The sequence below is a fragment of the Sphingomonas sp. Leaf21 genome, assembly GCF_916858675.1.
Lineage (GTDB): Bacteria > Pseudomonadota > Alphaproteobacteria > Sphingomonadales > Sphingomonadaceae > Sphingomonas.
This window is the reverse complement of the sequence record NZ_CAKASM010000003.1, coordinates 178,514-199,750: the sequence shown is the minus strand read 5'-3', so window position 1 is coordinate 199,750 and position 21,237 is coordinate 178,514. Positions and strand designations below refer to the sequence as shown.

24 protein-coding genes are annotated in these 21,237 nt (G+C 68.4%); 10 read left to right on the top strand and 14 right to left on the bottom strand.

Annotated features, from left to right (window positions below; all coding sequences use genetic code 11):
• Positions 1-105 precede the first annotated feature (105 nt).
• Positions 106-483, top strand: a complete 378-nt coding sequence (locus tag LRP66_RS04935; protein ID WP_230481394.1) for a hypothetical protein — start codon at positions 106-108, stop codon at positions 481-483.
• A gap of 118 nt (positions 484-601) precedes the next feature.
• Here LRP66_RS04935 and arfB read toward each other — a convergent pair whose 3' ends face one another.
• Both arfB and LRP66_RS04925 read right to left on the bottom strand, forming a co-directional pair.
• On the bottom strand, positions 602-1,027 hold the full coding sequence (arfB, locus tag LRP66_RS04930; RefSeq protein ID WP_230481393.1) for an alternative ribosome rescue aminoacyl-tRNA hydrolase ArfB: 426 nt from the start codon (positions 1,025-1,027) through the stop codon (positions 602-604).
• 11 nt (positions 1,028-1,038) lie between these two features.
• The gene (locus LRP66_RS04925) at positions 1,039-1,683 is read right to left on the bottom strand and encodes an RluA family pseudouridine synthase (RefSeq protein WP_230481392.1); all 645 of its coding nucleotides are present in this window, start codon (positions 1,681-1,683) and stop codon (positions 1,039-1,041) included.
• 49 nt (positions 1,684-1,732) lie between these two features.
• On the opposite strand from LRP66_RS04925, the gene LRP66_RS04920 reads away from it, so the two are divergent.
• Complete coding sequence (locus LRP66_RS04920) at positions 1,733-2,515, top strand: M15 family metallopeptidase (protein WP_230481391.1); 783 nt, start codon at positions 1,733-1,735, stop codon at positions 2,513-2,515.
• 69 nt (positions 2,516-2,584) lie between these two features.
• Here LRP66_RS04920 and wrbA read toward each other — a convergent pair whose 3' ends face one another.
• Both wrbA and LRP66_RS04910 read right to left on the bottom strand, forming a co-directional pair.
• Entirely contained in the window at positions 2,585-3,187 is a 603-nt protein-coding gene (wrbA, locus tag LRP66_RS04915) for an NAD(P)H:quinone oxidoreductase (RefSeq protein ID WP_230481390.1), read from the bottom strand.
• Between the two features lie 28 nt (positions 3,188-3,215).
• Entirely contained in the window at positions 3,216-3,938 is a 723-nt protein-coding gene (locus LRP66_RS04910) for a pirin family protein (RefSeq protein ID WP_230481389.1), read from the bottom strand.
• Between the two features lie 141 nt (positions 3,939-4,079).
• Here LRP66_RS04910 and LRP66_RS04905 point away from each other — a divergent pair, with 141 nt between their 5' ends.
• The 3 genes from LRP66_RS04905 (at position 4,080) to ctrA (ending at position 6,901) form a co-directional block, all read left to right on the top strand.
• The gene (locus LRP66_RS04905; protein WP_230481458.1) at positions 4,080-5,003 is read left to right on the top strand and encodes a LysR family transcriptional regulator; all 924 of its coding nucleotides are present in this window, start codon (positions 4,080-4,082) and stop codon (positions 5,001-5,003) included.
• Positions 5,000-6,094 carry an AI-2E family transporter gene (locus tag LRP66_RS04900; RefSeq protein WP_230481388.1) on the top strand — a complete coding sequence of 365 codons (1,095 nt, stop codon included), beginning with the start codon at positions 5,000-5,002 and terminating at the stop codon, positions 6,092-6,094. Before LRP66_RS04905 ends, LRP66_RS04900 begins: the two co-directional genes overlap by 4 nt.
• A 102-nt stretch (positions 6,095-6,196) precedes the next feature.
• Positions 6,197-6,901 (top strand): response regulator transcription factor CtrA, encoded by a 705-nt coding sequence (gene ctrA, locus LRP66_RS04895; RefSeq protein ID WP_230481387.1) that lies wholly within the window; start codon positions 6,197-6,199, stop codon positions 6,899-6,901.
• A gap of 90 nt (positions 6,902-6,991) precedes the next feature.
• Here ctrA and LRP66_RS04890 read toward each other — a convergent pair whose 3' ends face one another.
• Entirely contained in the window at positions 6,992-8,668 is a 1,677-nt protein-coding gene (locus tag LRP66_RS04890; protein WP_230481386.1) for an amidohydrolase, read from the bottom strand.
• Positions 8,669-8,797: 129 nt separating this feature from the next.
• On the opposite strand from LRP66_RS04890, the gene LRP66_RS04885 reads away from it, so the two are divergent.
• Positions 8,798-9,280 (top strand): NUDIX domain-containing protein, encoded by a 483-nt coding sequence (locus LRP66_RS04885; RefSeq protein ID WP_230481385.1) that lies wholly within the window; start codon positions 8,798-8,800, stop codon positions 9,278-9,280.
• Positions 9,281-9,289: 9 nt separating this feature from the next.
• Here the strand turns inward: LRP66_RS04885 and LRP66_RS04880 are convergent, their stop codons facing one another.
• Positions 9,290-9,733 carry an Lrp/AsnC family transcriptional regulator gene (locus LRP66_RS04880; RefSeq protein ID WP_230481384.1) on the bottom strand — a complete coding sequence of 148 codons (444 nt, stop codon included), beginning with the start codon at positions 9,731-9,733 and terminating at the stop codon, positions 9,290-9,292.
• Between the two features lie 127 nt (positions 9,734-9,860).
• Here LRP66_RS04880 and ald point away from each other — a divergent pair, with 127 nt between their 5' ends.
• Entirely contained in the window at positions 9,861-10,967 is a 1,107-nt protein-coding gene (ald, locus tag LRP66_RS04875; protein WP_230481383.1) for an alanine dehydrogenase, read from the top strand.
• Between the two features lie 178 nt (positions 10,968-11,145).
• Positions 11,146-11,358 carry a DUF3072 domain-containing protein gene (locus tag LRP66_RS04870; protein WP_230481382.1) on the top strand — a complete coding sequence of 71 codons (213 nt, stop codon included), beginning with the start codon at positions 11,146-11,148 and terminating at the stop codon, positions 11,356-11,358.
• Positions 11,359-11,362: 4 nt separating this feature from the next.
• Here LRP66_RS04870 and LRP66_RS04865 read toward each other — a convergent pair whose 3' ends face one another.
• The 6 genes from LRP66_RS04865 to ccmC all read right to left on the bottom strand — a co-directional run bounded on the left by LRP66_RS04865 (position 11,363) and on the right by ccmC (position 16,075).
• Entirely contained in the window at positions 11,363-11,989 is a 627-nt protein-coding gene (locus LRP66_RS04865) for a tetratricopeptide repeat protein (RefSeq protein WP_230481381.1), read from the bottom strand.
• Entirely contained in the window at positions 11,989-12,366 is a 378-nt protein-coding gene (locus LRP66_RS04860) for a cytochrome c-type biogenesis protein (RefSeq protein ID WP_230481380.1), read from the bottom strand. The genes LRP66_RS04865 and LRP66_RS04860 overlap by 1 nt, the downstream gene beginning before the upstream one ends.
• Positions 12,363-12,890, bottom strand: coding sequence for a redoxin family protein (locus LRP66_RS04855; RefSeq protein ID WP_230481379.1), 528 nt, complete (start codon positions 12,888-12,890; stop codon positions 12,363-12,365). The genes LRP66_RS04860 and LRP66_RS04855 overlap by 4 nt, the downstream gene beginning before the upstream one ends.
• Entirely contained in the window at positions 12,887-14,821 is a 1,935-nt protein-coding gene (locus tag LRP66_RS04850; protein ID WP_230481378.1) for a heme lyase CcmF/NrfE family subunit, read from the bottom strand. Before LRP66_RS04850 ends, LRP66_RS04855 begins: the two co-directional genes overlap by 4 nt.
• Entirely contained in the window at positions 14,818-15,252 is a 435-nt protein-coding gene (gene ccmE / locus LRP66_RS04845; protein ID WP_230481377.1) for a cytochrome c maturation protein CcmE, read from the bottom strand. The genes LRP66_RS04850 and ccmE overlap by 4 nt, the downstream gene beginning before the upstream one ends.
• Positions 15,253-15,349: 97 nt before the next feature.
• Complete coding sequence (ccmC, locus tag LRP66_RS04840) at positions 15,350-16,075, bottom strand: heme ABC transporter permease CcmC (protein ID WP_230481376.1); 726 nt, start codon at positions 16,073-16,075, stop codon at positions 15,350-15,352.
• Positions 16,076-16,344: 269 nt separating this feature from the next.
• Here ccmC and LRP66_RS04835 point away from each other — a divergent pair, with 269 nt between their 5' ends.
• Entirely contained in the window at positions 16,345-18,408 is a 2,064-nt protein-coding gene (locus LRP66_RS04835; RefSeq protein WP_230481375.1) for a TonB-dependent receptor, read from the top strand.
• A 28-nt stretch (positions 18,409-18,436) separates the two neighbouring features.
• Here the strand turns inward: LRP66_RS04835 and LRP66_RS04830 are convergent, their stop codons facing one another.
• Positions 18,437-18,886, bottom strand: coding sequence for a MaoC family dehydratase (locus LRP66_RS04830; protein ID WP_230481374.1), 450 nt, complete (start codon positions 18,884-18,886; stop codon positions 18,437-18,439).
• Entirely contained in the window at positions 18,883-20,736 is a 1,854-nt protein-coding gene (locus LRP66_RS04825; protein WP_230481373.1) for an acetyl/propionyl/methylcrotonyl-CoA carboxylase subunit alpha, read from the bottom strand. Before LRP66_RS04825 ends, LRP66_RS04830 begins: the two co-directional genes overlap by 4 nt.
• A 76-nt stretch (positions 20,737-20,812) precedes the next feature.
• Between LRP66_RS04825 and LRP66_RS04820 the strand changes: the two genes are divergently transcribed.
• Positions 20,813-21,223, top strand: coding sequence for an endonuclease domain-containing protein (locus LRP66_RS04820; RefSeq protein WP_230481457.1), 411 nt, complete (start codon positions 20,813-20,815; stop codon positions 21,221-21,223).
• Positions 21,224-21,237: the final 14 nt, after the last annotated feature.

Sequence of the window (21,237 nt, the reverse complement as noted above, 5' to 3'; positions counted from 1 at the left end):
TCTTTATATGCGGTCAACGACAGGAACTCATTTCCTAAGTCACGGACCCGAAACGGTCTCTCTGCGTTGGCACGCCGATCAATAGTGAAAACGGGAGTGTATGCCATGAAGAAGGCCATGATCCTCGCCATGACCGGCGCCGCCGCCATCTCGCTCGCCGCGTGCAGCCAGAACAGCCGCGAACAGACGCAGCAGGCGGCCGACGCGATCGGTTCGGACGTCAAGGCGACGACCCAGAACGCATCGGACGATGTCGAAGCCGCGACCTCCAAGGCCCTGAACTCGGCCGAGAACACCATGGACCGCGCTGGCGACAAGCTCGATCGTGCGGGCGACCGCGCTGCTGCCAAGGCCGACCAGGCAGGCGACAATATCGATCGCGGCCTCGACCGCGCGGGCGACAAGATCGAACGCGGCACCGATAATGCACGCCAGGCGACCGGTAACGCCCTGGTCCGCGCCGGTGAGGATGTGAAGCGCTAAGCGCCTACCCCTGATAGTAAGGGCGGGTCGGCGATGGAAACATCGTCGGCCCGTTTCTTTTTCGCTTCCGGGCTTCGCCGTGGAGGCGCGTGGTGAGGGTTTCCACGCTCTACCCCGCTCAATCGAACCGCACCTTGCCTCGCCCCGCCTTGACCTGGGCCCGCCCCTTCTTGGCGTCGACCCGGCGCGTCTGCGAGGCGCGCGTCGGTTTGGTCGGACGGCGCTTCTTGGGCACGATCGTCGCCTCACGGATCAGGTCGATCAGCCGCTCGCGGACCTCGCGCCGGTTCATTTCCTGCGAACGGCTGGCATCGGCGCGCAGCGTCAGCACGCCGTCCTTGCTCAGACGCTGTCCCGCGAGCACCGCCAGCCGCGCCTTCACCATCTCGGGCAGGCTGGGCGAGCCGCCCACGTCGAAGCGAAGCAGCACCGCGCTGTCGGTGGTGTTCACATGCTGGCCGCCCGGACCCGAGGCACGGGTGAAGCTCTCGGCGATCTCGCGCTCGTCGATCGCGATGGCGCGGGTGACGGGGATCAGCGCCATCGCCCGCCCCCCTAGTCCCGGAACGCGCCGAAGCGTTCGGGCACCGGGGCCTCCGCCGTGATCGGGTCCTTGTCGGCGCCGCGCGGCACGGTCAGGCTGGCGGCGTGGAGCAACATGCCCCCCGCCTCGCCCGCGCCATAGACGGGATCGCCGACCACCGGCGCGCCCAGACCGGTCGCCGCATGGACGCGGATCTGATGCGTGCGCCCGGTTTCCGGACGGAACTCGACCAATGTGCGCCCGCCCTCGTGACGCAGCGCGCGCCAGGCGGTCCGTGCCGCCTTGCCCGACGGATCGGCGACCATCCGCCAGCCTTCCTCGCGACTCGAAACCTTGGCGAGCGGCAGGTCGATCATCCCCTCGCCCTCGACAAGGCCGCCCAGCACCGCAAGGTAGCGCTTCTCGACCAGCCCGCCCTCGAATGCCTGCTGGAAGCGCGCATGGGCCTTGGGGTTGCGCGACAGCAACAGGCAGCCGCTGGTATCGCGATCCAGCCGGTGTACCGCATGCGGCCAGCGCTTGAACCCGAACTTGAGCGATTCCAGATGGTTTTCGAGGCTGATCGACCCGTTGCGGGGCCGATCGACGGGAAGGCCCGCCGGTTTGTCGATCACCAGCGCCTCGCCGTCGATGAATAGAACGCGATCTCCGTGCATCGCGCTCCCTTGCCACCGCGCGCGCCGACATGCCAGAGCCACGCGCGACATGCCGACCGCTCTCGCCGTTTTCCTCCGCCTCCTCGCGCTGCTGACGATCGCCTCGATGCCCATCGTCGCGCAGGCGCAGGGCTGTGACGGCCCGCTGCCGCCACCGGGCCCCGATGGCCGGGTCGCGGGCCATTTCCCCTATGGCGACGCGTCGCCCGCCGACATCGTGCCGGCGCCGCCCGGCTTCGGGCTCAAGCCCTATTGCCGCCTGCACCGCGCGATGATCCCCGATCTGCAGCGGCTGCTCGACGCGGCGCGGGCCGATCCATCGGTCGGCGGCACGCTCCACGGCCTGTCCTGCCATCGCGAGGTCGCACGTCAACGCAACGTCTTCTGCCGCGACCGCAGCGTCTCCGCCGCCGAACGCGCCATCTCGGTCGCGCCGCCGGGGCATAGCGAGCACGCGACCGGTTACGCGATCGACTTCGCGGTACGCCCGGCACGGGGGTGCCCGGATGCCGAGGCCTGCATGGCCGCCTCGCCCGCCGCACGCTGGCTGATCGCCAATGCTTCGCGATTCGGGTTCGAGATGAGCTTTCCGGCGGGCAATCAGCAGAGGGTGAAGTGGGAACCCTGGCACTGGCGCTGGGTCGGCACCAGCCCGGCCGAGCCGGGCGCGGCGCAGGCCCGCGCGATCTTCGCGAGGGCGCGGGCGCAGTTTCCCGCGAATCCGGGCGTGCGCGATTTGCTGAAGGTCCGGGTGACGGGCCAGCCGCCGGTTCCGGTGGTGACGCCGGTGGTGGCTCCGCCTGCGCCGGTGAAGAGGGGTCGGCGGCGTTAGGGCTTCCCCTGGCCTTCGACGTTTACCCAAAAGGAAAGCGGGGGCGCCCATCGGCACCCCCGTCTCCGATCACCCGAACAGCTTGGCAGCCGTCTCGGCGATACGCTTGCCCTGGTAGCGGGCGCCGTCCAGATCGACCTGGCTCGGCTGGCGGCTGCCGTCGCCATCGGCCAGGGTCGAGGCGCCATAAGGCGTGCCGCCATGGACTTCCTTGACACCCATCTGACCCTGGAAGCCGTAGTCGAGCCCGACGATGGTCATGCCGTGGTGGATCAGGTTGGTCAGAACCGAGAACAGCGTCGTCTCCTGCCCGCCATGCTGGCTGGCGGTCGAGGTGAAGGCACCGCCGACCTTGCCGACCAGACCGCCCTTCATCCAGACGCCGCCCGTCGTGTCCCAGAAGGCCGCCATCTGGCTCGCCATCCGGCCATAGCGGGTGGGCGTGCCGACGATGATCGCGTCATAGTTGGTCAGCGCGTCGGGGCCTTCGATCTCCGGATGCGCGGTGTCGGTCTTGAAGTGCGCGGCGGCGACCACCTCGGGCGGGGCGGTTTCGGCGACGCGGCGGATATCCACCTCGGCACCCCCGGCGCGCGCACCCTCGGCGATCGCGTCGGCCATCTTCTCGATGTGACCGTAGGACGAATAATAAAGGACCAGAACCTTGGCCATGTGAGATACTCCCTTCAAGAAACGATGGTTATTCCGAATCGACCAGAACGATCTCGGCATCCTCGATCGCGGTGATCGTCAACGTCCGCCCGCCGGACAGCGCCGCACCGTCGCGTGCCGCGAACGGCACACCGTCGATTTCGATCCGTCCGGTGGCGGGGACGAGATAGGCGTGACGCCCCTCGCCCACCCGATGCTCGACGCTTTCCCCGGCGCGCAAGGTCGCGCCCAGCACGCGGGCATCGGCACGGATGCGCAAGGTGTCGCCATCCTCCTCGAACCCGCTGGCCAGCGTGACGAACCTGCCCGACCGCTCGCCCTTGGGAAACGGCTTGGCGCCCCAGCTCGGCTGGCCGCCCCGGCTGCGCGGCTCTATCCAGATCTGGAACAGCGTCGTCGGCTCGGCCTCGAGATTGTATTCGGCGTGGCGGACACCGGACCCGGCGCTCATCACCTGAACGTCGCCCGCCGCGGTGCGACCGACATTGCCCATCGAGTCCTGGTGCGTGATCGCGCCGGTGCGGACATAGGTGATGATCTCCATGTCGGCATGGGGATGCGGCGGAAAGCCCGCATTGGGGGCGATGATATCGTCGTTCCAGACGCGGATCGCGCCCCAGCCCATGCGGGCGGGATCATGATAGTTGGCGAAGGAAAAATGATGCCGCGCGTCCAGCCAGCCATGGTTGGCATGGCCGAGACTTTCGAAGCTGCGACGCTCGATGCCCTGATCGATAGTGGTGGCGTTCACGGAATTTCTCCCTTGGTTGCGACCAAGATAGGCATCGGCACGGTTGCGTAAACGGAAACGCTGGAAACCGATCGTTTCCGTGTGCATTGTAGCGCGAAGCCGGTCCGTTTCGGTCCGCGCGAGGGGGCGAACTGGGTGTCGATGCGTCTGCCGGATCTGGAGGCCTGGGCGATCTTCGCCGCCGTCGTCGAGCACCGATCGTTCAGCGGCGCCGCCGACGCGATCGGCCTGTCCAAGGCGACCGTGTCCAAGGCGATCACCCGTCTGGAGGCGCAACTCAGCCAGTCGCTGTTCCACCGCACCTCGCGCCGCCTGGCGCTGACCGAGGCGGGCAAACCGCTGGCCGACCACGCCGCGCGCATCCTGGCCGAGGCGCGCGCCGCCGAGGAGGCCGCGCGCGACGCCGCCAGCGCCCCCGCCGGACGGATCCGCCTCGCCGCGCCCATGTCGTTCGGGGTGACGAACATCGCGCCGCTGATCGCCGAGTTCCTGACGGCGCATCCGGGGATCGAGATCGAGCTCAGCCTGTCCGACGCGCGGGTCGATATCGTCGCGGAGGGCTATGACATCGCGCTGCGCATCGCGGACCTGCCCGACAGCTCGCTGCGTGCGCGACGGCTGTGCGGGATATCGACCCATGTGATCGCCTCGCCCGGCTATCTGGCGGCGCATGGCACGCCGAGGCACCCGAACGAACTGGGCGAGCATCGGCTGCTCAGCTATTCGAACATCACCGGCCCCTGGCGCTTTCGCCATCCCGACGGCGCGGAAGTCTCCGTCCGCCCGCAGGGGCCGCTGACCGCCAATAGCGGCGACGCGCTGGTCCCCGCCGTGCTGGCGGGGCTGGGCATCGCGCGGCTGCCGGGCTTCATCATCGGACCGCACCTGGCCTCGGGCGGGGCGGTCGCGATCCTCGAAGACTGGACCCCGCCGCTGATCGGGCTTCACCTGCTCACCCCGCCCAGCCCGTTGCGACCGGCGCGAGTCGAGGCGCTGATCGCCTGGCTGGCCGACCGGGTCCGCGACCCCTGCACGATCGCCCGCGTGGCGGAGCCGGTACGATGAACCGCCTCCGCCCCGACCGGAGCGATACCCGCTTCATCCGGCGGATCATCGTCACGCTGCTGATCCTGGCGCTGACCGCCGCGCTGTTGCGCGCAGGCGATCTGCTGATCCTCGCCTTCGGCTCCATATTGGGTGCGATCGTCATCCATGCGATCGCCGACCTCTATGCCGACCATCTGCCGCTCGGGCCAAAGCGGTCGCTGACCCTGTCGATCGTCACCATATTGGGGGTGCTGGGCTTCCTGGCCTGGCTGTTCGGCGTCGCCTTTCGCCAGCAGCTCAACACGCTCGTCACCCAATTGCCCGATCTCATCGACCAGCTCGCCGCCTGGGCGTCGCAGTCGCCGGTCGGGGCCAAGGTCGTCGACGCGGTTCGCGCCGCCTATGCGGGCAGCCGGGTGGCGCAGGATATCGGCGGCATCGTGTCGGGCGCGGGCGAATTCGTGCTCAACTGCCTTCTCCTGCTGGTCGGCGCGTTGTTCTTCGCCGCCGATCCCAAGGTCTATGAACGCGGCTTCCTGCTGCTCATCCCCCGCTCGATGCGCCCCGCGATGGAGGACGCGCTATTCGACACGGGTTCCACGCTGCGGCTTTGGCTGCGCGCGCAACTCATCCAGATGACGACGATGGGGGTCCTCGTCGGCGTCGGACTCGCGATCGCCGGGGTGCCGTCGGCAGCGGCGCTCGGGCTGCTGACCGGGCTCAGCGAGTTCGTCCCCTATGTCGGGCCGATCGCCGCGATGCTGCCCGCGCTCGGGCTGGCGGCGCAGGCCGGGAACGGCGCGATCGTCGGCACCCTCGTCACCTTCGCGGTCGTCCGCCTGATCCAGACCAACGCGATCACGCCCTTCGTCACCAGCCGGGTGGTTTCGATCCCCCCCGCCGTCACGCTGTTCGCGATCATCGGGATCGGGACGATCTTCGGGCTGTTCGGCCTGTTCTTCTCCGCCGCGCTGCTGATCGTCGTGTTCACGCTGGTCCGCAGCCTGTATCTGCGCGAGGTGCTGGGCGAAGATATTCCGCCCGTCGCGCATCAGACCTTGCTCGATCCCGCCGCCCGCGTGAAACAAGAGAATAATAATCCGGGTTAGGAACGAATTAACCTTTTGCGTTCACCTCATCGTTGGTTAATGATTAAGGTATCGGGTCGCCCGGGGACATTGGTGGCGGCCAATCGCGAATGGGGATAGTCGATGCGCGTATTGCTGATCGAGGACGAACCGACGACCGCCAAGGCGATCGAATTGATGCTCGGAAGCGAGGGTTTCAACGTCTACACCACCGATCTGGGCGAAGAGGGCCTCGATCTGGGCAAGCTGTACGACTACGACATCATCCTGCTCGACCTGAACCTGCCCGACATGCACGGCTATGACGTGCTGAAGCGTCTGCGCGTCGCACGGGTGTCGACCCCGGTGCTGATCCTGTCGGGCATCAACGAGATGGACTCGAAGGTTCGCAGCTTCGGCTTCGGCGCCGACGACTATGTGACCAAGCCCTTCCACCGCGAGGAGCTGATCGCGCGTATCCACGCCGTCGTCCGGCGTTCCAAGGGTCATTCGCAGTCGATCATCCGCACCGGCAAGCTGGCGGTCAATCTCGACGCCAAGACGGTCGAGGTCGACAATGCCCGCGTCCACCTGACCGGCAAGGAATATGCGATGCTGGAGCTGCTCTCGCTCCGCAAGGGCACGACGCTGACCAAGGAGATGTTCCTGAACCATCTCTATGGCGGAATGGACGAGCCCGAACTCAAGATCATCGACGTCTTCATCTGCAAGCTGCGCAAGAAGCTGAGCATGGCGTGCGAGGGCGAGAATTATATCGAGACGGTCTGGGGCCGCGGCTATGTGCTGCGCGAGCCCGACGAGGCGGAGGCGGAACAGGCCGTCGCCTGATCCCGTCTTTCGGTTATGGAAAGGCCGGTTCGCGGGCGCGCGGACCGGCCTTTATCGTTGGGGTGTCGCCCTTCGACTTCGCCCCCCGGCCTATTTCCGCTCCCAGACCTTCTGCCCGCCGATCCAGGTTTCTTCCACCTGCGTCCCGCGCAACTCGCTCGGGTTGATGTCCAGCGGATTGCGGTCGACGATGACGAAGTCGGCCTGCTGCCCCTGCCCCAGCCGTCCGAACAGATCCTCGGCGAACCCGGCATAGGCGCCGTCCATGGTGAAGGCGCGCCATGCCGCCTCGCGCCCGATGATCTCCTGCGGCTGCCACCCGCCATAGGGCTGGCCGTCCGGGCCCTGGCGCGTGATCGCCGCCGCCCAGCCCGCGAAGGGATCGGGGCTCTCGACCGGATAGTCCGAACCGAAGACCAGGGTCGCGCCGTTCTTGAGCATCGTGTTCCACGCATAGGCGCCCGCCAGCCTGGCCGGGCCGAGCCGCGCCTCCGCCATCTGGCGATCGCTGGTTTCGTGCGTCGGCTGCATCGACGCGATGATGCCGTGCTTGCCGAAGCGGGGCAGGTCGACCGGATCGACGATCTGCGCATGTTCGATCCGCCAGCGCCGGTCGCCCTTATAGGTTTCGGCCAGTTCGTCGATCGCGTCGAGAACCTGCGCATTGGTGCGGTCGCCGATCGCGTGGACCGCGACCTGGTATTTGTCCATCGCCGCGCGGCTCATCAGGTTGCGGATGACGTCGTCGGTCATGAAGCCCAGGCCGCTTTGCCCCGGCGCATCGGCATAGGGCTGCTTCAGCCAGGCGCCGCGCGAGCCCAGCGCGCCGTCACCGTACAGCTTCACCCCGACAAGCCGGAGCTTGTTATTGTACAGCCACGGCGTCGGGCCGGTGCCGCCGATCCGGATCGTATCCTCGACCCCGCCGCCATAGCTCATGATGCGGACGCGCAGATTGCCGGCGTCGCCCATCCGGCGATAGGTCATCCACTCGTCCAGCGTCGTGCCCATATCGGCGGTCGCGGTGATGCCGTGGCTCAGCAACTCGTTCTGCGCCTTGAGGAAGGCGGTGTTGCGATCCTTGGCTAGCGGCTGCGGCATCGCCTTCTGGATCAGCGCCATCGCGGCATCGACGAACACGCCGGAGGGCTGTCCGCCGACCTTCTCGATCCGGCCACCGGCGGGGGCGACGGTCTTGGCGGTGATCCCCGCCACCCTCATCGCCGCGCTGTTCGCCCAGAGCGCATGGCCGTCCGCGCGCTCCAGCACCACCGGCCGATCGGACGCGACCGCGTCGAGGTCGGCGGCGGTCGGGAAGCGACCGAGGCCCCAGCTTTCCTGGTTCCAGCCGCCACCCAAAATGACCTTGCGATCCGGATTGGCCGCGACATAGGCCGCGATCCGGCTGCGCGCTTCGTCGAGCGACTTGGTGGTCGACAGGTCCAGCTCGATCAGCCGGAAGCCCAGGCCCATCACATGCCCGTGCGAATCGACGAAGCCGGGCAGCATCACCCGCCCCTTCATGTCCGCGCGCCAGTCGAGCTTCTCGGGGCGCTTGTCCTTCGCGCCCAGCAGCCGGACGACCTTTCCGTCGGGGGTCAGCAGCAGCCCCGTGAAGCGGACGACCTTGCCGTCCTTGTCGAGCGTCAGCCCCGTGACATTGTCGACCAGCGCGTCGGCCAGCGCCGCGACGGGGGTCAGCACGGTCGCCAGCACGGCGGCAAGGATGGTCCGGAGCGGACGACGAAGACGAGCCTGATTTGCCATAGGCGTCCGTTCCTAATCGCTGAATGGTCCGGTTGGAAGGTCGCCTCGGACAGGGAAGCGACGATCGATGCGGATCGTTGACTTGTCCCCTATCGAGGGAGACATCATGTCCAACGCTTGGAAAGGGGAATGACCGGCATGGCGTGGCACCACCGGATGGCCGGAAAGCTCCTTCGCCGCGTCTGGCGCATCACCCGCCCGCGCACGCTCGGCGTCCGGGCGATCCTGCTCGACCCCGATGATCGGATCGCGCTGGTCCGCCACACCTATACCGACCACTGGTATCTGCCGGGCGGCGGAGTGAAGAAGGGGGAAAGCACGCTTGCGGCGATCCGGCGCGAATTGCGCGAGGAGGTGGCGATCGACGACGCCCGGTTCGCGGCACTGCTCGGCGTCTATCACGCGACCGGAGAGGGAAAGGACGACCATGTCGTCATCTATGTCGCGCGGACCGTGACGCGTCGGGGCGATGCGCTGGAGGCCGCCGACACGGTCGAGATCGCGCAGGCGAGGTGGTTCGCGCTCGACGCGCTGCCGGACGATCTGTCGCCCGCGACGAAGCGGCGGATCGCGGAATATCGCGGCGGGGGAATGACCGCCGAACGCTGGTAGGCCGCCCCGTCAGGACCGCCGCACCACCTCGCGAATGACGAAGTGCGAGGCCAGCCGCGTCACCCCCGGCAGTCGCGCCAGCGTCTCGCGGTGGATCCGTTCATAGCTGTCGTCGCGGCGAACCTCGACCTGGATCATGTAATCCGCCTCGCCGCTCATCAGGAAGCATTCGACGATCTCCGGGCAACGCAGTATCTCGCGCTCGAACGCCGCCATCGTGTCCTGCCGTTGATCCTTGAGCGTCACATTGACCATCACCGTGGAGGGCCGCCCCCGCGCCTCGCTGCTCAGGATCGCGCGATAGCCGGTGATGACCCCCGCCTCACGCAACTGCGCGACGCGGCGATGCGCGGCGCTGGCGGACAGGCCGACCTTCTCACCCAGCGCGGCGCTGGTCAGGTCGGAATCGCGGGCCAGCTGGGCCAGGATGCGGCGGTCGATCGCGTCGGACATTCCATCCCGCTATCACGGGCCATCGCGCAAGGAAATCCTGTCGTAGCGCTACCGGCGGGACGGCTTTGCACACCTCTCCCGCCCGATCGGCGCTACTATCGCGGTAACATCTAACGGAGAGTCGATCATGCGCGTCGGTGTGCCCAAGGAAATCAAGAACCACGAATATCGCGTCGGCCTGACCCCGCCGTCGGTCGCCGAGCTGGTCGCCGCAGGGCATGAGGTCATCGTCGAGACCAAGGCCGGCAGCGGCATCGATTTCGAGGATCAGGACTATGTCGACGCGGGCGCGCGCATCGTCGCCACCGCCGCCGAGGTGTTCGACCAGGCCGAGATGATCGTGAAGGTCAAGGAGCCGCAGGCGAGCGAAGTCGCGATGCTGCGCCCGCATCACCTGCTCTTCACCTATCTCCACCTCGCCGCCGACAAGCCGCAGGCCGAAGGGCTGATGAAGTCGGGTGCGACCTGCATCGCCTATGAGACGGTCACCAGCCCCCGCGGCGGCGTGCCGCTGCTCAAGCCGATGTCGGAAGTCGCTGGCCGCATGGCGGTGCAGGTCGGCGCGCATTATCTCGAAAAGCAGCAGGGCGGCCGTGGCATCCTGCTCGGCGGCGTGCCCGGCGTGGCACCGGCCAAGGTCGCGATTCTCGGCGGCGGCGTTTCCGGCGTGAACGCGGCGCAGATGGCGGTCGGCCTGCGCGCCGATGTCACCATCTACGACATCAACAACGACCGTCTGGCCGAGCTGGACATGTTCTTTTCCAGCCAGATCAAGACCGCCTATGCGTCGAAGGCGGCGATCGCGGCGGCGGTGAAGAACGCGCACCTCGTCATCGGCGCGGTGCTGGTCCCCGGCGCCGCCGCACCGAAGCTGGTCACCCGCGACATGCTGAAGACGATGAAGCGCGGCTCGGTGATGGTCGACATCGCCATCGACCAGGGCGGCTGTTTCGAGACCAGCCACGCCACCACCCACCAGGACCCGGTGTTCGAGGTCGACGGCGTGATCCATTACTGCGTCGCCAACATGCCCGGCGCGGTCGCACGCACCTCGACCTTCGCGCTGAACAACGCGACCCTGCCCTTCGCGGTGAAGCTGGCGAACATGGGCGCCGAGGCCGCGATGAAGGCGGACGCGCACCTGGCGAACGGCCTGAACGTCTCGGGTGGCAAGATCCGCCACGCGGCGGTCGCCGAAGCGCTCGACCTGCCGTTCGAGGCCTGGGCGGGCTGAACGCACGCCGCCGTTCGCGCCGAGCGGGGTCGAGGGGCCTGCCCCGGGGGTTCGCCACACAGGCGGCCCCCCTGGCCTTCGATGCCGCTCAGCCCGCACGGAGCGCAAGAGCAGGCAGCGCGCGAACCAAAGAAACAAATACAGAACACGGGAGTTGGTCCCGCGAAAGGAATTCGCGATGACCGACAATCCCAAGACCGAACCCTTCTCCAACGCCGAGAAGGACCCCGACGACTGGACCACCGGTGACGAACCGATGACCGGCGCGCAGGCGAGCTATCTCAAGACCCTATCGGAAGAAGCGGGCGAAGGGTTCGACGATACGCTGAGCAAGGCCGACGCCTCCAAGCGGATCGATGCGCTCCAGGCCAAGACCGGACGCGGTCAGTAACCGCCTATTGGCCCATCATCCGCATCGCCTGATCGAGCAGCATCACCCGCTGCTCGATCGCCGGGCGGTACGGCGCGTCGGCGGGGGTGCGTTGCAGGGCGCGACGCCACAACAGGCTGGCCTTGGCGAAATCCCCCGCGCGCATCCAGGCCAGCCCCTCGAAGAAGAAGGGCACCGGGTCGTTCGCGCCCAGCGTGCGCGCGCGGCGAAAGGCGAATTGGGCGGCGGGGGACATCTGGTTGCGGTCATGCGCGAACAGGACGTTGCCCAGCTCGGTCCAATAGGGGACGCTGCGCGGATTCGCCCCGACCGCGCCGAGCATGATCTTCACCGCCGTGCGATTGTCGCCCGACCTCGCCAGCGCGTCCGCGGCGGTGAACATCGCCGCCTCGCCGCCATAACGGCCCATCAATTGCCCGCGCAGCTCGATCAGCGGCTCATTGTCCAGCAGCCGGTCGGCGGCACGCGCGGGCACGGCGGCGGGAAGCGTCGGCCGCCCCTGCCACGCATAGCCGACGCCACCCAGCGCCAGCGCGGCACCGAGCATCGTCCATAACGGCCTGGGGAAATGCAGCCGCAGCGCCAGCCCGATCGATGCCGCCGCCAGCCCGAGAAGGATCAACCACCCCATCAGCGCGCCTTCCGGAAACTGGACCGCGCGATCCAGGCGCCGACGCCCAGCAACAGGATCGGCGTCGCCCAGAGCAGCGCGGTCGCCCCCGACAGCGGCGGGTCGTAGCTGACATAATCGCCGTAACGCTCGATCAGCCAGCGTCGGATGGCCTCGGGCGTCTCACCGCGCGCGATCCGCTGGCGGACCAGCGCGCGCATGTCGGCGGCCATGTCCGCATCGCTGTCCGCGATCGACTGCCCCTGGCACACCACGCATCGCAACTCGCCCATCAGCGCGCGCGCCCGCGCCTCGGCATGCGGGTCGGCGAGCTGGGTGTTGCCGTAATCGGGCGCGGCGGTTCCCGCCGCCAGCGCCAGGGCGAGGAACAGGCTCATTGCGCGGCGCTCACGTCGCGGACGATCTGATCGACCTGATCGCCACGGATATCGCCGATATATTGCCGCACGATCCGGCCACGTCCGTCGATCAGGAAGGTTTCGGGCACGCCCGACGATCCCAGCGACATCTGCACCCGACTGCGCGCGTCATCGCCGATCGCGGCATAGGGGTCGCCGTTGCGACGCAGGAAGTCGGCGATGGCAGGCCCCTTGTCATGGATCGCGATCGCGTCGATCTCCACCCCCCTGGCCTTCAGCGCCATCAACTGCGGCGCCTCGGCGATGCAGGGGATGCACCAGCTTGCAAAGACGTTGAGCAGGCGCGGACGCCCCTTGCCGAAATCACCGCTCGCCAGTCCCGGCTTGCCCGGCACCATCGGGTCGAGGCGGAATTCGGGCAGCGGCTTGTCGACCAGCGTCGAGTGGACCGTGGTGTCGGACGGACGCATCAGGCTGCTCGCCACCACGACGAACAGGGTCGCAAAGGCCGCCAGCGGCACCCAGATCAGCCAGCGCTTCATCCCCAGAGCGCCTCGCGCCGCCGCTGCTGCCAACCCTTGAACCAACGTCCGGCGAGCGCCAGCGCGCCACCCAGCGCGACCAGCACGCCGCCCAGCCAGATCAGCGTCACGAACGGCTTCCACCACAGCCGCAGCTGCCAGCGGCCGGTCGCCGCATCCTGCTGCCCCAGCACGGTATAGAGCTGTCCGTCCCAATGGGTCGCGATGGCGCTTTCGCTGGTCGTCGTGGGAGGGTCGGTGAAGAAGCGCTGCTGCGGGCGGAGCGGCTCTGACGTGCCGTCGCGCGTCGCGGTCAGCCGCGCCTCCAGCGCCGACCAGTTGGGGCCGATCGCGGGGTAGATCCGATCGAGCTGTACCCGCCACGGACCGACGATCGTCGCCTGCCCCGGATAGAGCGCCACCAGTCGCTCGGCGGTGAACGCGCTGTCGCAGGCCATGCCGATCATGCTCACCCCGATCCCGGCATGGGCGACGACCATGCCCCAGATCGGCAAGGGCGTGCGTCGCCAGTTGCGCCGGGTGATCGGCAGCACGCTGGCGACGATCAGTCCGACGCCGAACGACAGGCCGAGCAGCGGGAGCACGCCCATGCCACCCGTAAGCGTCAGCGCCAGCGCGAGGGTCCCGGCCGCCGCGACCATCGGCCAGAGCATACGGATCAGCACCGCCTCCGCCTGATCCTGCCGCCAGCGAAGCATCGGCCCCACCGCCATGACGGCGACCAGCGCCAGCGCGATCGGTCCGGCGGCGGCGTGGAAGAAGGGCGGCCCGACCGACAGGCGCACGCCGAACCCTGCGGCGACCAGCGGATAGAGCGTGCCGATCAGCACGATGCCGAGAATGACCGACAGCAGCAGGTTGTTGATGACCAGACCGCCCTCGCGGCTGACGAAGGCGAAGCTCCGCCCCGCGCGCACCTGTCCGATCCGTGCGCCGAACAGCGCGAGCGCACCGCCGATATAGAGGCCAAGCAGCGCGAGGATGAACGCCCCGCGCCGGGGATCGACGGCGAAGGCATGGACGCTGGTCAGGATACCGGAACGGACCAGGAAGGTGCCGATCATCGACATGGAAAAGGCGACGACCGCCAGCATCACCGTCCAGGCGCGAAGGCCGTCGCGCGCCGCCAGCACGTTGACCGAATGGAGAAGCGCCGTCGCCGCCAGCCACGGCATCAACGAGGCATTCTCGACCGGGTCCCAGAACCACCAGCCGCCCCAGCCCAGCTCGTAATAGGCCCAATAGGATCCCGCCGTGATGCCGATGGTCAGCAGCACCCAGGCACCCAATATCCATGGCCGCATCGCACGGGCAAAGGCCGGGCCGACCTGTCCCGTCACCAGCGCGCCGACCGCGAAGGAAAAGGCCACCGACAGGCCGACATAGCCCGCGTAGAGCGTCGGCGGATGGAAGGCGAGGCCGGGATCCTGCAATAGCGGGTTCAGCCCCTGCCCCTCCGCCGCCGCCGGGTTCAGCCGCGCGAAGGGGTTAGAGGCGAACAGCAGGAACGCGTAGAAACCCAGCGCGATAGCCCCCTGCGCCGCGAGCGTCGCGACATGCGTCGCCCGGTCGAGCGCGCGTTCCTTCCACGCGACGAGCGCGCCCCCTGCCCCGAGGATCGTGACCCAGAGCAGCATCGACCCTTCGTGATTACCCCAGGCGCCCGCGAACTTGTAGATCCAGGGCTTGGCCGAATGGCTGTTCTCGACGACCAGCCTGACCGACAGGTCGGTGTTCAGGAACACCGCGATCAGCGCCGCCATCGCGATGGCGACCAGCGCGCCCTGGACGATCGCCACCGGCCCGATCGCCGCCATCGCCTGCTCGCCCGCCACGTCCTTGCGCCGCAGGGCGAGCGCACCGAGCAGCAGCTGCAACGCCGCCAGCGTCGCCGCGAACCACAGCGCGGCCAGGCCCGCCTCCGCGATCATGGCTCGAGGCTCCGGCTCTCGTGCATCTTGCCTGCCATTTCGGGGGGCATGTATTTCTCGTCATGCTTGGCGAGCAGATTGGTCGCGACGAAGCGGCCATCGGGCTGGAACTGCCCCTCCGCCACCACGCCCGACTTCTCGCGGAACAGGTCCGGCGTGATCCCGGCGAAGGTGACGGGCGTCGTCGCCTTGCCGTCGGTGACCACGAAGCGCACGGTGACGCCGTCGGCAGCGCGGTGCACCGAACCCGCCTCGACCATCCCGCCCAACCGCACCGCGCGGCCCAGCGGCAGCCCTTGCGCCTGTGCATCCGAGGGCGTGTAGAAGAACGCGGCCTGGTCCTTCATCGCCGACATGGCGAGCAGCGCCGCCGCCACGATCGCGGCCAGCGCCAGCAGCGCCAGCGTGAGACGTTGGGATTTGGGCGTCATTTCTCGGCGCGCTTCATCGCCAGATAGCTGACCAGGGTCAGTACCCCCGCGCCCCCCAGCATGACCGCATAGGCGGCCGCGACGAACGCCATCTGGTTCATGCGCGCGCCATCCGCCGCATCCGCGCCTCGGCCTTGGCCTTGGCCAGCAGCGTGCGCATCCGCATCAGGACGATCGCCGCGAACAGGAAGGTGAAGCCGCCAAGCGCGATCGGCAGCGGCCAGAGCAGCGACTTGTCGATGCTGGAGCCGGTCAGCCCGATCGACTGACCCTGGTGCAGCGTGTTCCACCAGACGACCGAATAGCGGATCACCGGCAGTAACGCCGTTCCCGCCAAACCATAGAGCGCCGGGATCCGCCCGTCGCCACCGCGATCCGCATCGGCCCGCGCGAGGGCTATATAGCCGAGATAGACGAACAGCAGCAGCAGCATCGAGGTCAGCCGCCCGTCCCATTGCCACCACGTGCCCCAGGTCGGGCGCCCCCATATCGAACCGGTGGCGAGGCACAACGCGGCGAACACCGCCCCCGGCCAGGCGATCGCCCGCGCGGCGACCTGTGCCAGCGGATGCCGCCAGACGATCAGCGACAGGCTGGCCACCGCGATTCCGCTCCACCCCCCCATGCCCAGCCAGGCGGCGGGGACGTGGATGTAGAGGATGCGCACCGTCTCTCCCTGGAGATAGTCGGGCGGCGTCCGGGTCAGCCCCGCCCATACCGCGACCGCGATCAGCACGATGCCGAGCCCCAGGAAAATCCCGGTCAGCGGACGAGCGATCTTCAGGAAACGCGCAGGGTTCGCAAGGGTGTGAAGGGTCGGCACAGTGGCATGACTGTAGGGGCGTTTTTCGGGCGCGTCATCCGTGTTTCCGGCATCCCGCCCCCTCTTCTCAAGCCCCTCCCGCAGGCGGGAGGGGTTTGGGGAGGGCAGGGTGTCTCACCGAGACCATCGCCCGTGGCACGGCCCTCCCCCATCCCCTCCCGTTTGCGGGAGGGGCGTGAGATTCAACGGCGGTTGGACCCCATAACATCCTGATTCGTCTTATCTCCGCGACATCCCTATCGGGAGCGCGAAGGGGATCCCCACACATCATGCCTGCATTCCACCGCCTGCCTCTGCTCGCCCTCGCGCTCGCCCCCACCCCCCTTCTCGCCCAGGCCACCGAATCCGATATCATTACCGTCACCGGGCGCGGCCTTGCCGACCAGCCGGGCGACCGCGCGTTCGACGTCGTCACGATCGACCGCGACCGGATCACGCAGAATGCTTCGCAGCGGCTGGAGAATGTCCTGGCCGACGTCGCCGGGCTCCAGCAGTTTCGCCGGTCCGACAGCCGCTCCGCGCATCCGACATCGCAGGGCATCACCTTGCGCGGCCTCGGCGGGAACGCGTCCAGCCGTGCGTTGCTGGTGCTCGACGGGGTGCCGCAGGCCGATCCGTTCGGCGGCTGGGTGGTGTTCCCCGCCTATGCGACCGGACGACTGGGCCGGATCCGCGTGACGCGTGGCGGCGGTTCGGGCTTCTGGGGGCCCGGTGCATTGGCGGGCACGATCGAGATCGACAGCGCGACGCCCGACCAGCTTTCTCCGCTCGACGTGGCGCTATCCTATGGCAGCCGCAATTCGGTCGATGCGCAAGCGTCCGCCTCGCTGGTGCGCGATGGCGGGTTCCTGACCGTGTCGGGTGCCTATGCGCGCGGCGACGGCTTCACCCCGATCGTCGCGGAGCAGCGCGGTCCGGTCGACCGCCCCGCCCCCTATGAACAATTTTCCGGCGCGGCACGCGGCGTCGTCGCCATCGCGCCCGCCACCGAATTGCAGATGACGCTCGCCGCCTTTCACGACGCGCGCGACCGGGGCACGGACTTCACCGACAATCGCTCGGACGGCGCGGATGCCAGCGTTCGACTGGTCGGGCGCGGGCGCTGGGGATGGTCGGCGCTGGCCTATGTCCAGACCCGCCAGTTCGCCTCGCGCTATGCCAGCGTCAACGCCGCGCGGACGGCGGCGACGCTCACGCTCGACCAGTATAACGTGCCCGCCACCGGGCTCGGCGGGCGGATCGAGGTGTCGCCGCCGCTCGGCGACGCCATCACGCTGCGGCTGGGCGGCGATATCCGCGATACCAGTGGGCGGACGCAGGAGCTCTACACCTATGTCGCGGGACTGCCGACCCGGCGGCGCGAGGCGGGGGGCGCGACGCGAACCATGGGCCTGTTCGCCGATGGCAGCGTCGAGGCGGGGATGCTTACCCTGACCGCCGCCGCCCGTGTGGACGACTGGCGTATCCGCAACGGGCGGCTGGACGAGACGGTGCTGGCGACGGGCGCGGTGCTGACCGACACCGCTTTCGCCGACCGCTCGGGGCAGGAATTCACCGGGCGGCTGGGTGTGGCGCTACGCCCGGTTCAGCCACTGACCTTGCGCGCCGCCGCCTATCGCGGATGGCGGCTGCCGACGCTCAACGAACTCTATCGCCCATTCCGCGCCGGTGCCGATGCGACGGCGGCCAATCCGATGCTCAACCCCGAGCATGTCGACGGCGTGGAGGGCGGTTTCGATCTGCTGCCCATGGCCGGGCTGCGGCTGTCGGGAACCTATTTCCTCAATCGCCTGACCGAGGCGATCGCCAATGTGACGATGGGCCAGGGACCGGGGACCTTCCCCGGTGTCGGCTTCGTCGCGGCGAGCGGCGTGTACCGGATGCGACAGAATCTCGACGCGATCCGCTCGGCGGGGTTCGAGCTGGAGGCGAATGCGACCGCCGGGCCGGTCAACGCGCGGGCGTCGTGGTCGCATGTCGGCGCGCGGGTCGAGGCATCGGGGCTGGCGGCACCGCTCGATGGCCTGCGCCCCGCACAAACGCCGCGCGATCAACTGTCCGCAACGCTGGCGGTCGAGCGGCGCGGCGCCGTCCTCAGTGGAACCGTGCGCCATGTCGGACGGCAGTTCGAGGACGACCAGAACAGCCGCACCCTCGCGCCCGCCACGACGCTGGACGCCTATGCGGCGGTGCCGGTGGTGCGCGGCTGGCTGATCGAGGCGCGGGCGGAGAACCTCGCCGATGCACGGGTGGAGGCGGCGTATAGCGGCGCCGGGCTGATCGAGCGGGCGACGCCGCGGACGCTGTGGATCGGGGTCAGGACACGGTTGTGACGCAATCCCCTGGCCTTCGACGACGCCCCTACCCCCGCCGCTTCACCAACGCCGTCCTCAAGCACCGACACACCACCTCATCCCGCTGGTTCAGCGCCTCATGCCGGAAGGTCACCAGCCCCGCTCCCGGCCGCGACCTGCTCTCGCGCAGAGCCGTCACCTCGCTGGTCGCGCGCAGCGTGTCGCCCAGGAAGACCGGCGCGGGCATGACCAGTTCGTCGTAACCGAGATTCGCAACCAGCGTCCCCAGCGTCGTCTCCCCCACCGACAGCCCGACCATCAGCGAGAAGGTGAAGGTGCCGTTGACGAGGATGCGCCCGAACTCGCTCGCCCTGGCCGCCTCCGCGTCGATGTGCAGCGGCTGCGGATTGTGGGTCATGGTCGAGAAGAGGAGATTGTCCGTCTCGGTAACGGTGCGGCGGATCGGATGTTCGATCCGGTCGTTGATCGTCCAGTCCTCGAAGAAGCGCCCGCTCATGCCGCGTCCTCCGCGACGATGCGGACCAGCGCGAGGCCTTCGGCCACCTGACCGCCGGTTTCGGCCTTCAGGTCGGTGACGATCCCGTCGAATGGCGCGGTCAGGACATGCTCCATCTTCATCGCCTCCAGCGTGACCAGCGGCTGGCCCGCGCCGACCGCCTGCCCCTCGGTGACGGCGACCGCGATGATCCGGCCCGGCATGGGCGACAGCACCGCGCCGTCGCCAGCCCCGCCCGCCGCCAGCCCATCGGCGCGCCAGCGGGTGAAGGACCAGCTTTGCCCGCCCTCCGAGATCAGTAGCGCGTCGCTCGGGGAAGCAGGCACCTCTCCCGCCTCGCCGAAATCGACGGTGATCGGCTGCCCGTCCAGCAGGAAGCGCGCGGTCCGCCGGGGCGCGGCATTGAGGCGAAAGCCCGTCAGTTCATCCTCCCCGATCAGCGCCGCCGCCGCCTCTGCCAGTGCTTCTTCGGAAGGCTCCATCGGCGGCATCAACGCCTCGCCCTCGCGCGCGATCAGGCCGGTATCGACCTGACCCGCAGCGAAATCGACATGGTCGAGCGCCTGGACCAGAAAGCCCGCATTGGTACGCACCGGCCAGATCACCGCCTCGTCCAGCGCATCGGCCAGCGCCTCGTGCGCCTCGTCGCGGGTGTCGCCATGCGCGATGACCTTGGCGATCATCGGGTCGTACCAGGGGGTGATCTCCGCGCCTTTCTCGACCCCGGTGTCGATGCGGATGGCGGGATCGTCGCCGAGGTCGAACACCTCCAGCGTGCCGATCGCGGGCAGGAAGCCCTTGGCCGGATCCTCGGCATAGAGCCGCGCCTCGATCGCATGGCCGTGGATCGCGAGTTGGTCCTGCGCCATCGGCAGGGGCTCGCCCGACGCGACGCGAAGCTGCCATTCGACCAGATCGACGCCGGTGATCGCCTCGGTAACGGGATGCTCGACCTGGAGCCGGGTGTTCATCTCCATGAACCACACACGATCGGCGCGTAGCCCTTCGGAGGCGTCGGCGATGAACTCGATCGTGCCCGCGCCGACATAGTCGACCGCCTGCGCGGCGCGGACGGCGGCGCCGCACACGGCTTCGCGGGTTTCCTCGTCCATGCCCGGTGCCGGGGCCTCCTCGATCACCTTCTGGTGGCGGCGTTGCAGCGAGCAGTCGCGCTCGAACAGATGCACGACCTGTCCGTGGCGATCGCCGAAGACCTGCACCTCGATATGGCGGGGCGAGAGGATGTATTTCTCGATCAGCACCCGGTCGTCGCCAAAGGAAGACGCCGCCTCGCGACGGCAGGAGGCCAGCGCCTCGGCAAAACCGGCGGGGTCGTCGACCCGGCGCATCCCCTTGCCACCACCACCCGCCACCGCCTTGATGAGGACGGGATAGCCTACCTTGTCGGCTTCGGCGGCGAGGCGGTCGGGAGACTGGTCCTCGCCCAGATAGCCGGGCGTCACCGGCACGCCCGCCGCGATCATCCGCGCCTTGGCGGCGTCCTTCAGGCCCATGGCGCGGATGCTGTCGGGGTTCGGACCGACCCAGACCAGCCCGGCGGCGATCACCGCCTCGGCGAACTCGGCATTTTCGGACAGGAAACCATAGCCGGGGTGGATCGCCTCCGCCCCGCTGTCCCTTGCAGCGGCGAGGATGCGTTCGGCCATCAGATAGCTTTCGCGTGCCGGGGCCGGGCCGATCAGGATGGCTTCGTCTGCGAGCCGGACGTGCAGAGCCTGCGCATCGGCCTCCGAATAGACCGCAACGGTGCGCAGGCCCATCTCCCGCGCGGTGCGGATGATACGGCAGGCGATCTCGCCACGATTGGCGATGAGGAGGGAATCAAACATGGGTTTCAACCTCATTCCTCCCCAAGCTATGCTTGGGGAGGGGGACCATGCGCAGCATGGTGGAGGGGCGATGGGAATACCGACGAAGCCGGGCCGGACGGTACGAAGAGCGCGACATCTCAGGCGCGACTTGACGCTGCCGGAGATCGTGCTGTGGCGTGTCCTGCGCGAGCGGCCGGAAGGCTTGCGTTTTCGCAGGCAGCATCCGGCGGGGGCGTATGTGCTCGACTTCTACTGCGCGGCGGCAAAGCTTGCGGTGGAGGTCGATGGGGAAGCCCATGAGCGGGGAAACCGGCCGGAGCGGGACGCGCGGCGCGATGCGTTTCTCGCGGAGCATGGCGTGGCCGTCTTGCGTATTCCGGCCCGCGAGGTGCTTCGCGATCTGGACAGCGTCGTTCGCTATATCGTCGCTCAGGCTCGCGATCGCCTGCCCCTCCACCGTCCTGCGGACGGTCCCCCTCCCCAAGTGGAACTTGGGGAGGAATAAGCCGGCTTCTCCAA

What these genes read in the sequence shown, in the direction of transcription:
- LRP66_RS04935 (WP_230481394.1), top strand. Translation starts at nt 106, where the DNA reads ATGAAGAAGGCCATGATCCTCGCCATGACCGGCGCCGCCGCCATCTCG.
- arfB (WP_230481393.1), bottom strand. Translation starts at nt 1,027, where the DNA reads ATGGCGCTGATCCCCGTCACCCGCGCCATCGCGATCGACGAGCGCGAG.
- LRP66_RS04925 (WP_230481392.1), bottom strand. Translation starts at nt 1,683, where the DNA reads ATGCACGGAGATCGCGTTCTATTCATCGACGGCGAGGCGCTGGTGATC.
- LRP66_RS04920 (WP_230481391.1), top strand. Translation starts at nt 1,733, where the DNA reads ATGCCGACCGCTCTCGCCGTTTTCCTCCGCCTCCTCGCGCTGCTGACG.
- wrbA (WP_230481390.1), bottom strand. Translation starts at nt 3,187, where the DNA reads ATGGCCAAGGTTCTGGTCCTTTATTATTCGTCCTACGGTCACATCGAG.
- LRP66_RS04905 (WP_230481458.1), top strand. Translation starts at nt 4,080, where the DNA reads ATGCGTCTGCCGGATCTGGAGGCCTGGGCGATCTTCGCCGCCGTCGTC.
- LRP66_RS04900 (WP_230481388.1), top strand. Translation starts at nt 5,000, where the DNA reads ATGAACCGCCTCCGCCCCGACCGGAGCGATACCCGCTTCATCCGGCGG.
- ctrA (WP_230481387.1), top strand. Translation starts at nt 6,197, where the DNA reads ATGCGCGTATTGCTGATCGAGGACGAACCGACGACCGCCAAGGCGATC.
- LRP66_RS04890 (WP_230481386.1), bottom strand. Translation starts at nt 8,668, where the DNA reads ATGGCAAATCAGGCTCGTCTTCGTCGTCCGCTCCGGACCATCCTTGCC.
- LRP66_RS04885 (WP_230481385.1), top strand. Translation starts at nt 8,798, where the DNA reads ATGACCGGCATGGCGTGGCACCACCGGATGGCCGGAAAGCTCCTTCGC.
- LRP66_RS04880 (WP_230481384.1), bottom strand. Translation starts at nt 9,733, where the DNA reads ATGTCCGACGCGATCGACCGCCGCATCCTGGCCCAGCTGGCCCGCGAT.
- ald (WP_230481383.1), top strand. Translation starts at nt 9,861, where the DNA reads ATGCGCGTCGGTGTGCCCAAGGAAATCAAGAACCACGAATATCGCGTC.
- LRP66_RS04870 (WP_230481382.1), top strand. Translation starts at nt 11,146, where the DNA reads ATGACCGACAATCCCAAGACCGAACCCTTCTCCAACGCCGAGAAGGAC.
- LRP66_RS04865 (WP_230481381.1), bottom strand. Translation starts at nt 11,989, where the DNA reads ATGGGGTGGTTGATCCTTCTCGGGCTGGCGGCGGCATCGATCGGGCTG.
- LRP66_RS04860 (WP_230481380.1), bottom strand. Translation starts at nt 12,366, where the DNA reads ATGAGCCTGTTCCTCGCCCTGGCGCTGGCGGCGGGAACCGCCGCGCCC.
- LRP66_RS04855 (WP_230481379.1), bottom strand. Translation starts at nt 12,890, where the DNA reads ATGAAGCGCTGGCTGATCTGGGTGCCGCTGGCGGCCTTTGCGACCCTG.
- LRP66_RS04850 (WP_230481378.1), bottom strand. Translation starts at nt 14,821, where the DNA reads ATGATCGCGGAGGCGGGCCTGGCCGCGCTGTGGTTCGCGGCGACGCTG.
- ccmE (WP_230481377.1), bottom strand. Translation starts at nt 15,252, where the DNA reads ATGACGCCCAAATCCCAACGTCTCACGCTGGCGCTGCTGGCGCTGGCC.
- LRP66_RS04835 (WP_230481375.1), top strand. Translation starts at nt 16,345, where the DNA reads ATGCCTGCATTCCACCGCCTGCCTCTGCTCGCCCTCGCGCTCGCCCCC.
- LRP66_RS04830 (WP_230481374.1), bottom strand. Translation starts at nt 18,886, where the DNA reads ATGAGCGGGCGCTTCTTCGAGGACTGGACGATCAACGACCGGATCGAA.
- LRP66_RS04825 (WP_230481373.1), bottom strand. Translation starts at nt 20,736, where the DNA reads ATGTTTGATTCCCTCCTCATCGCCAATCGTGGCGAGATCGCCTGCCGT.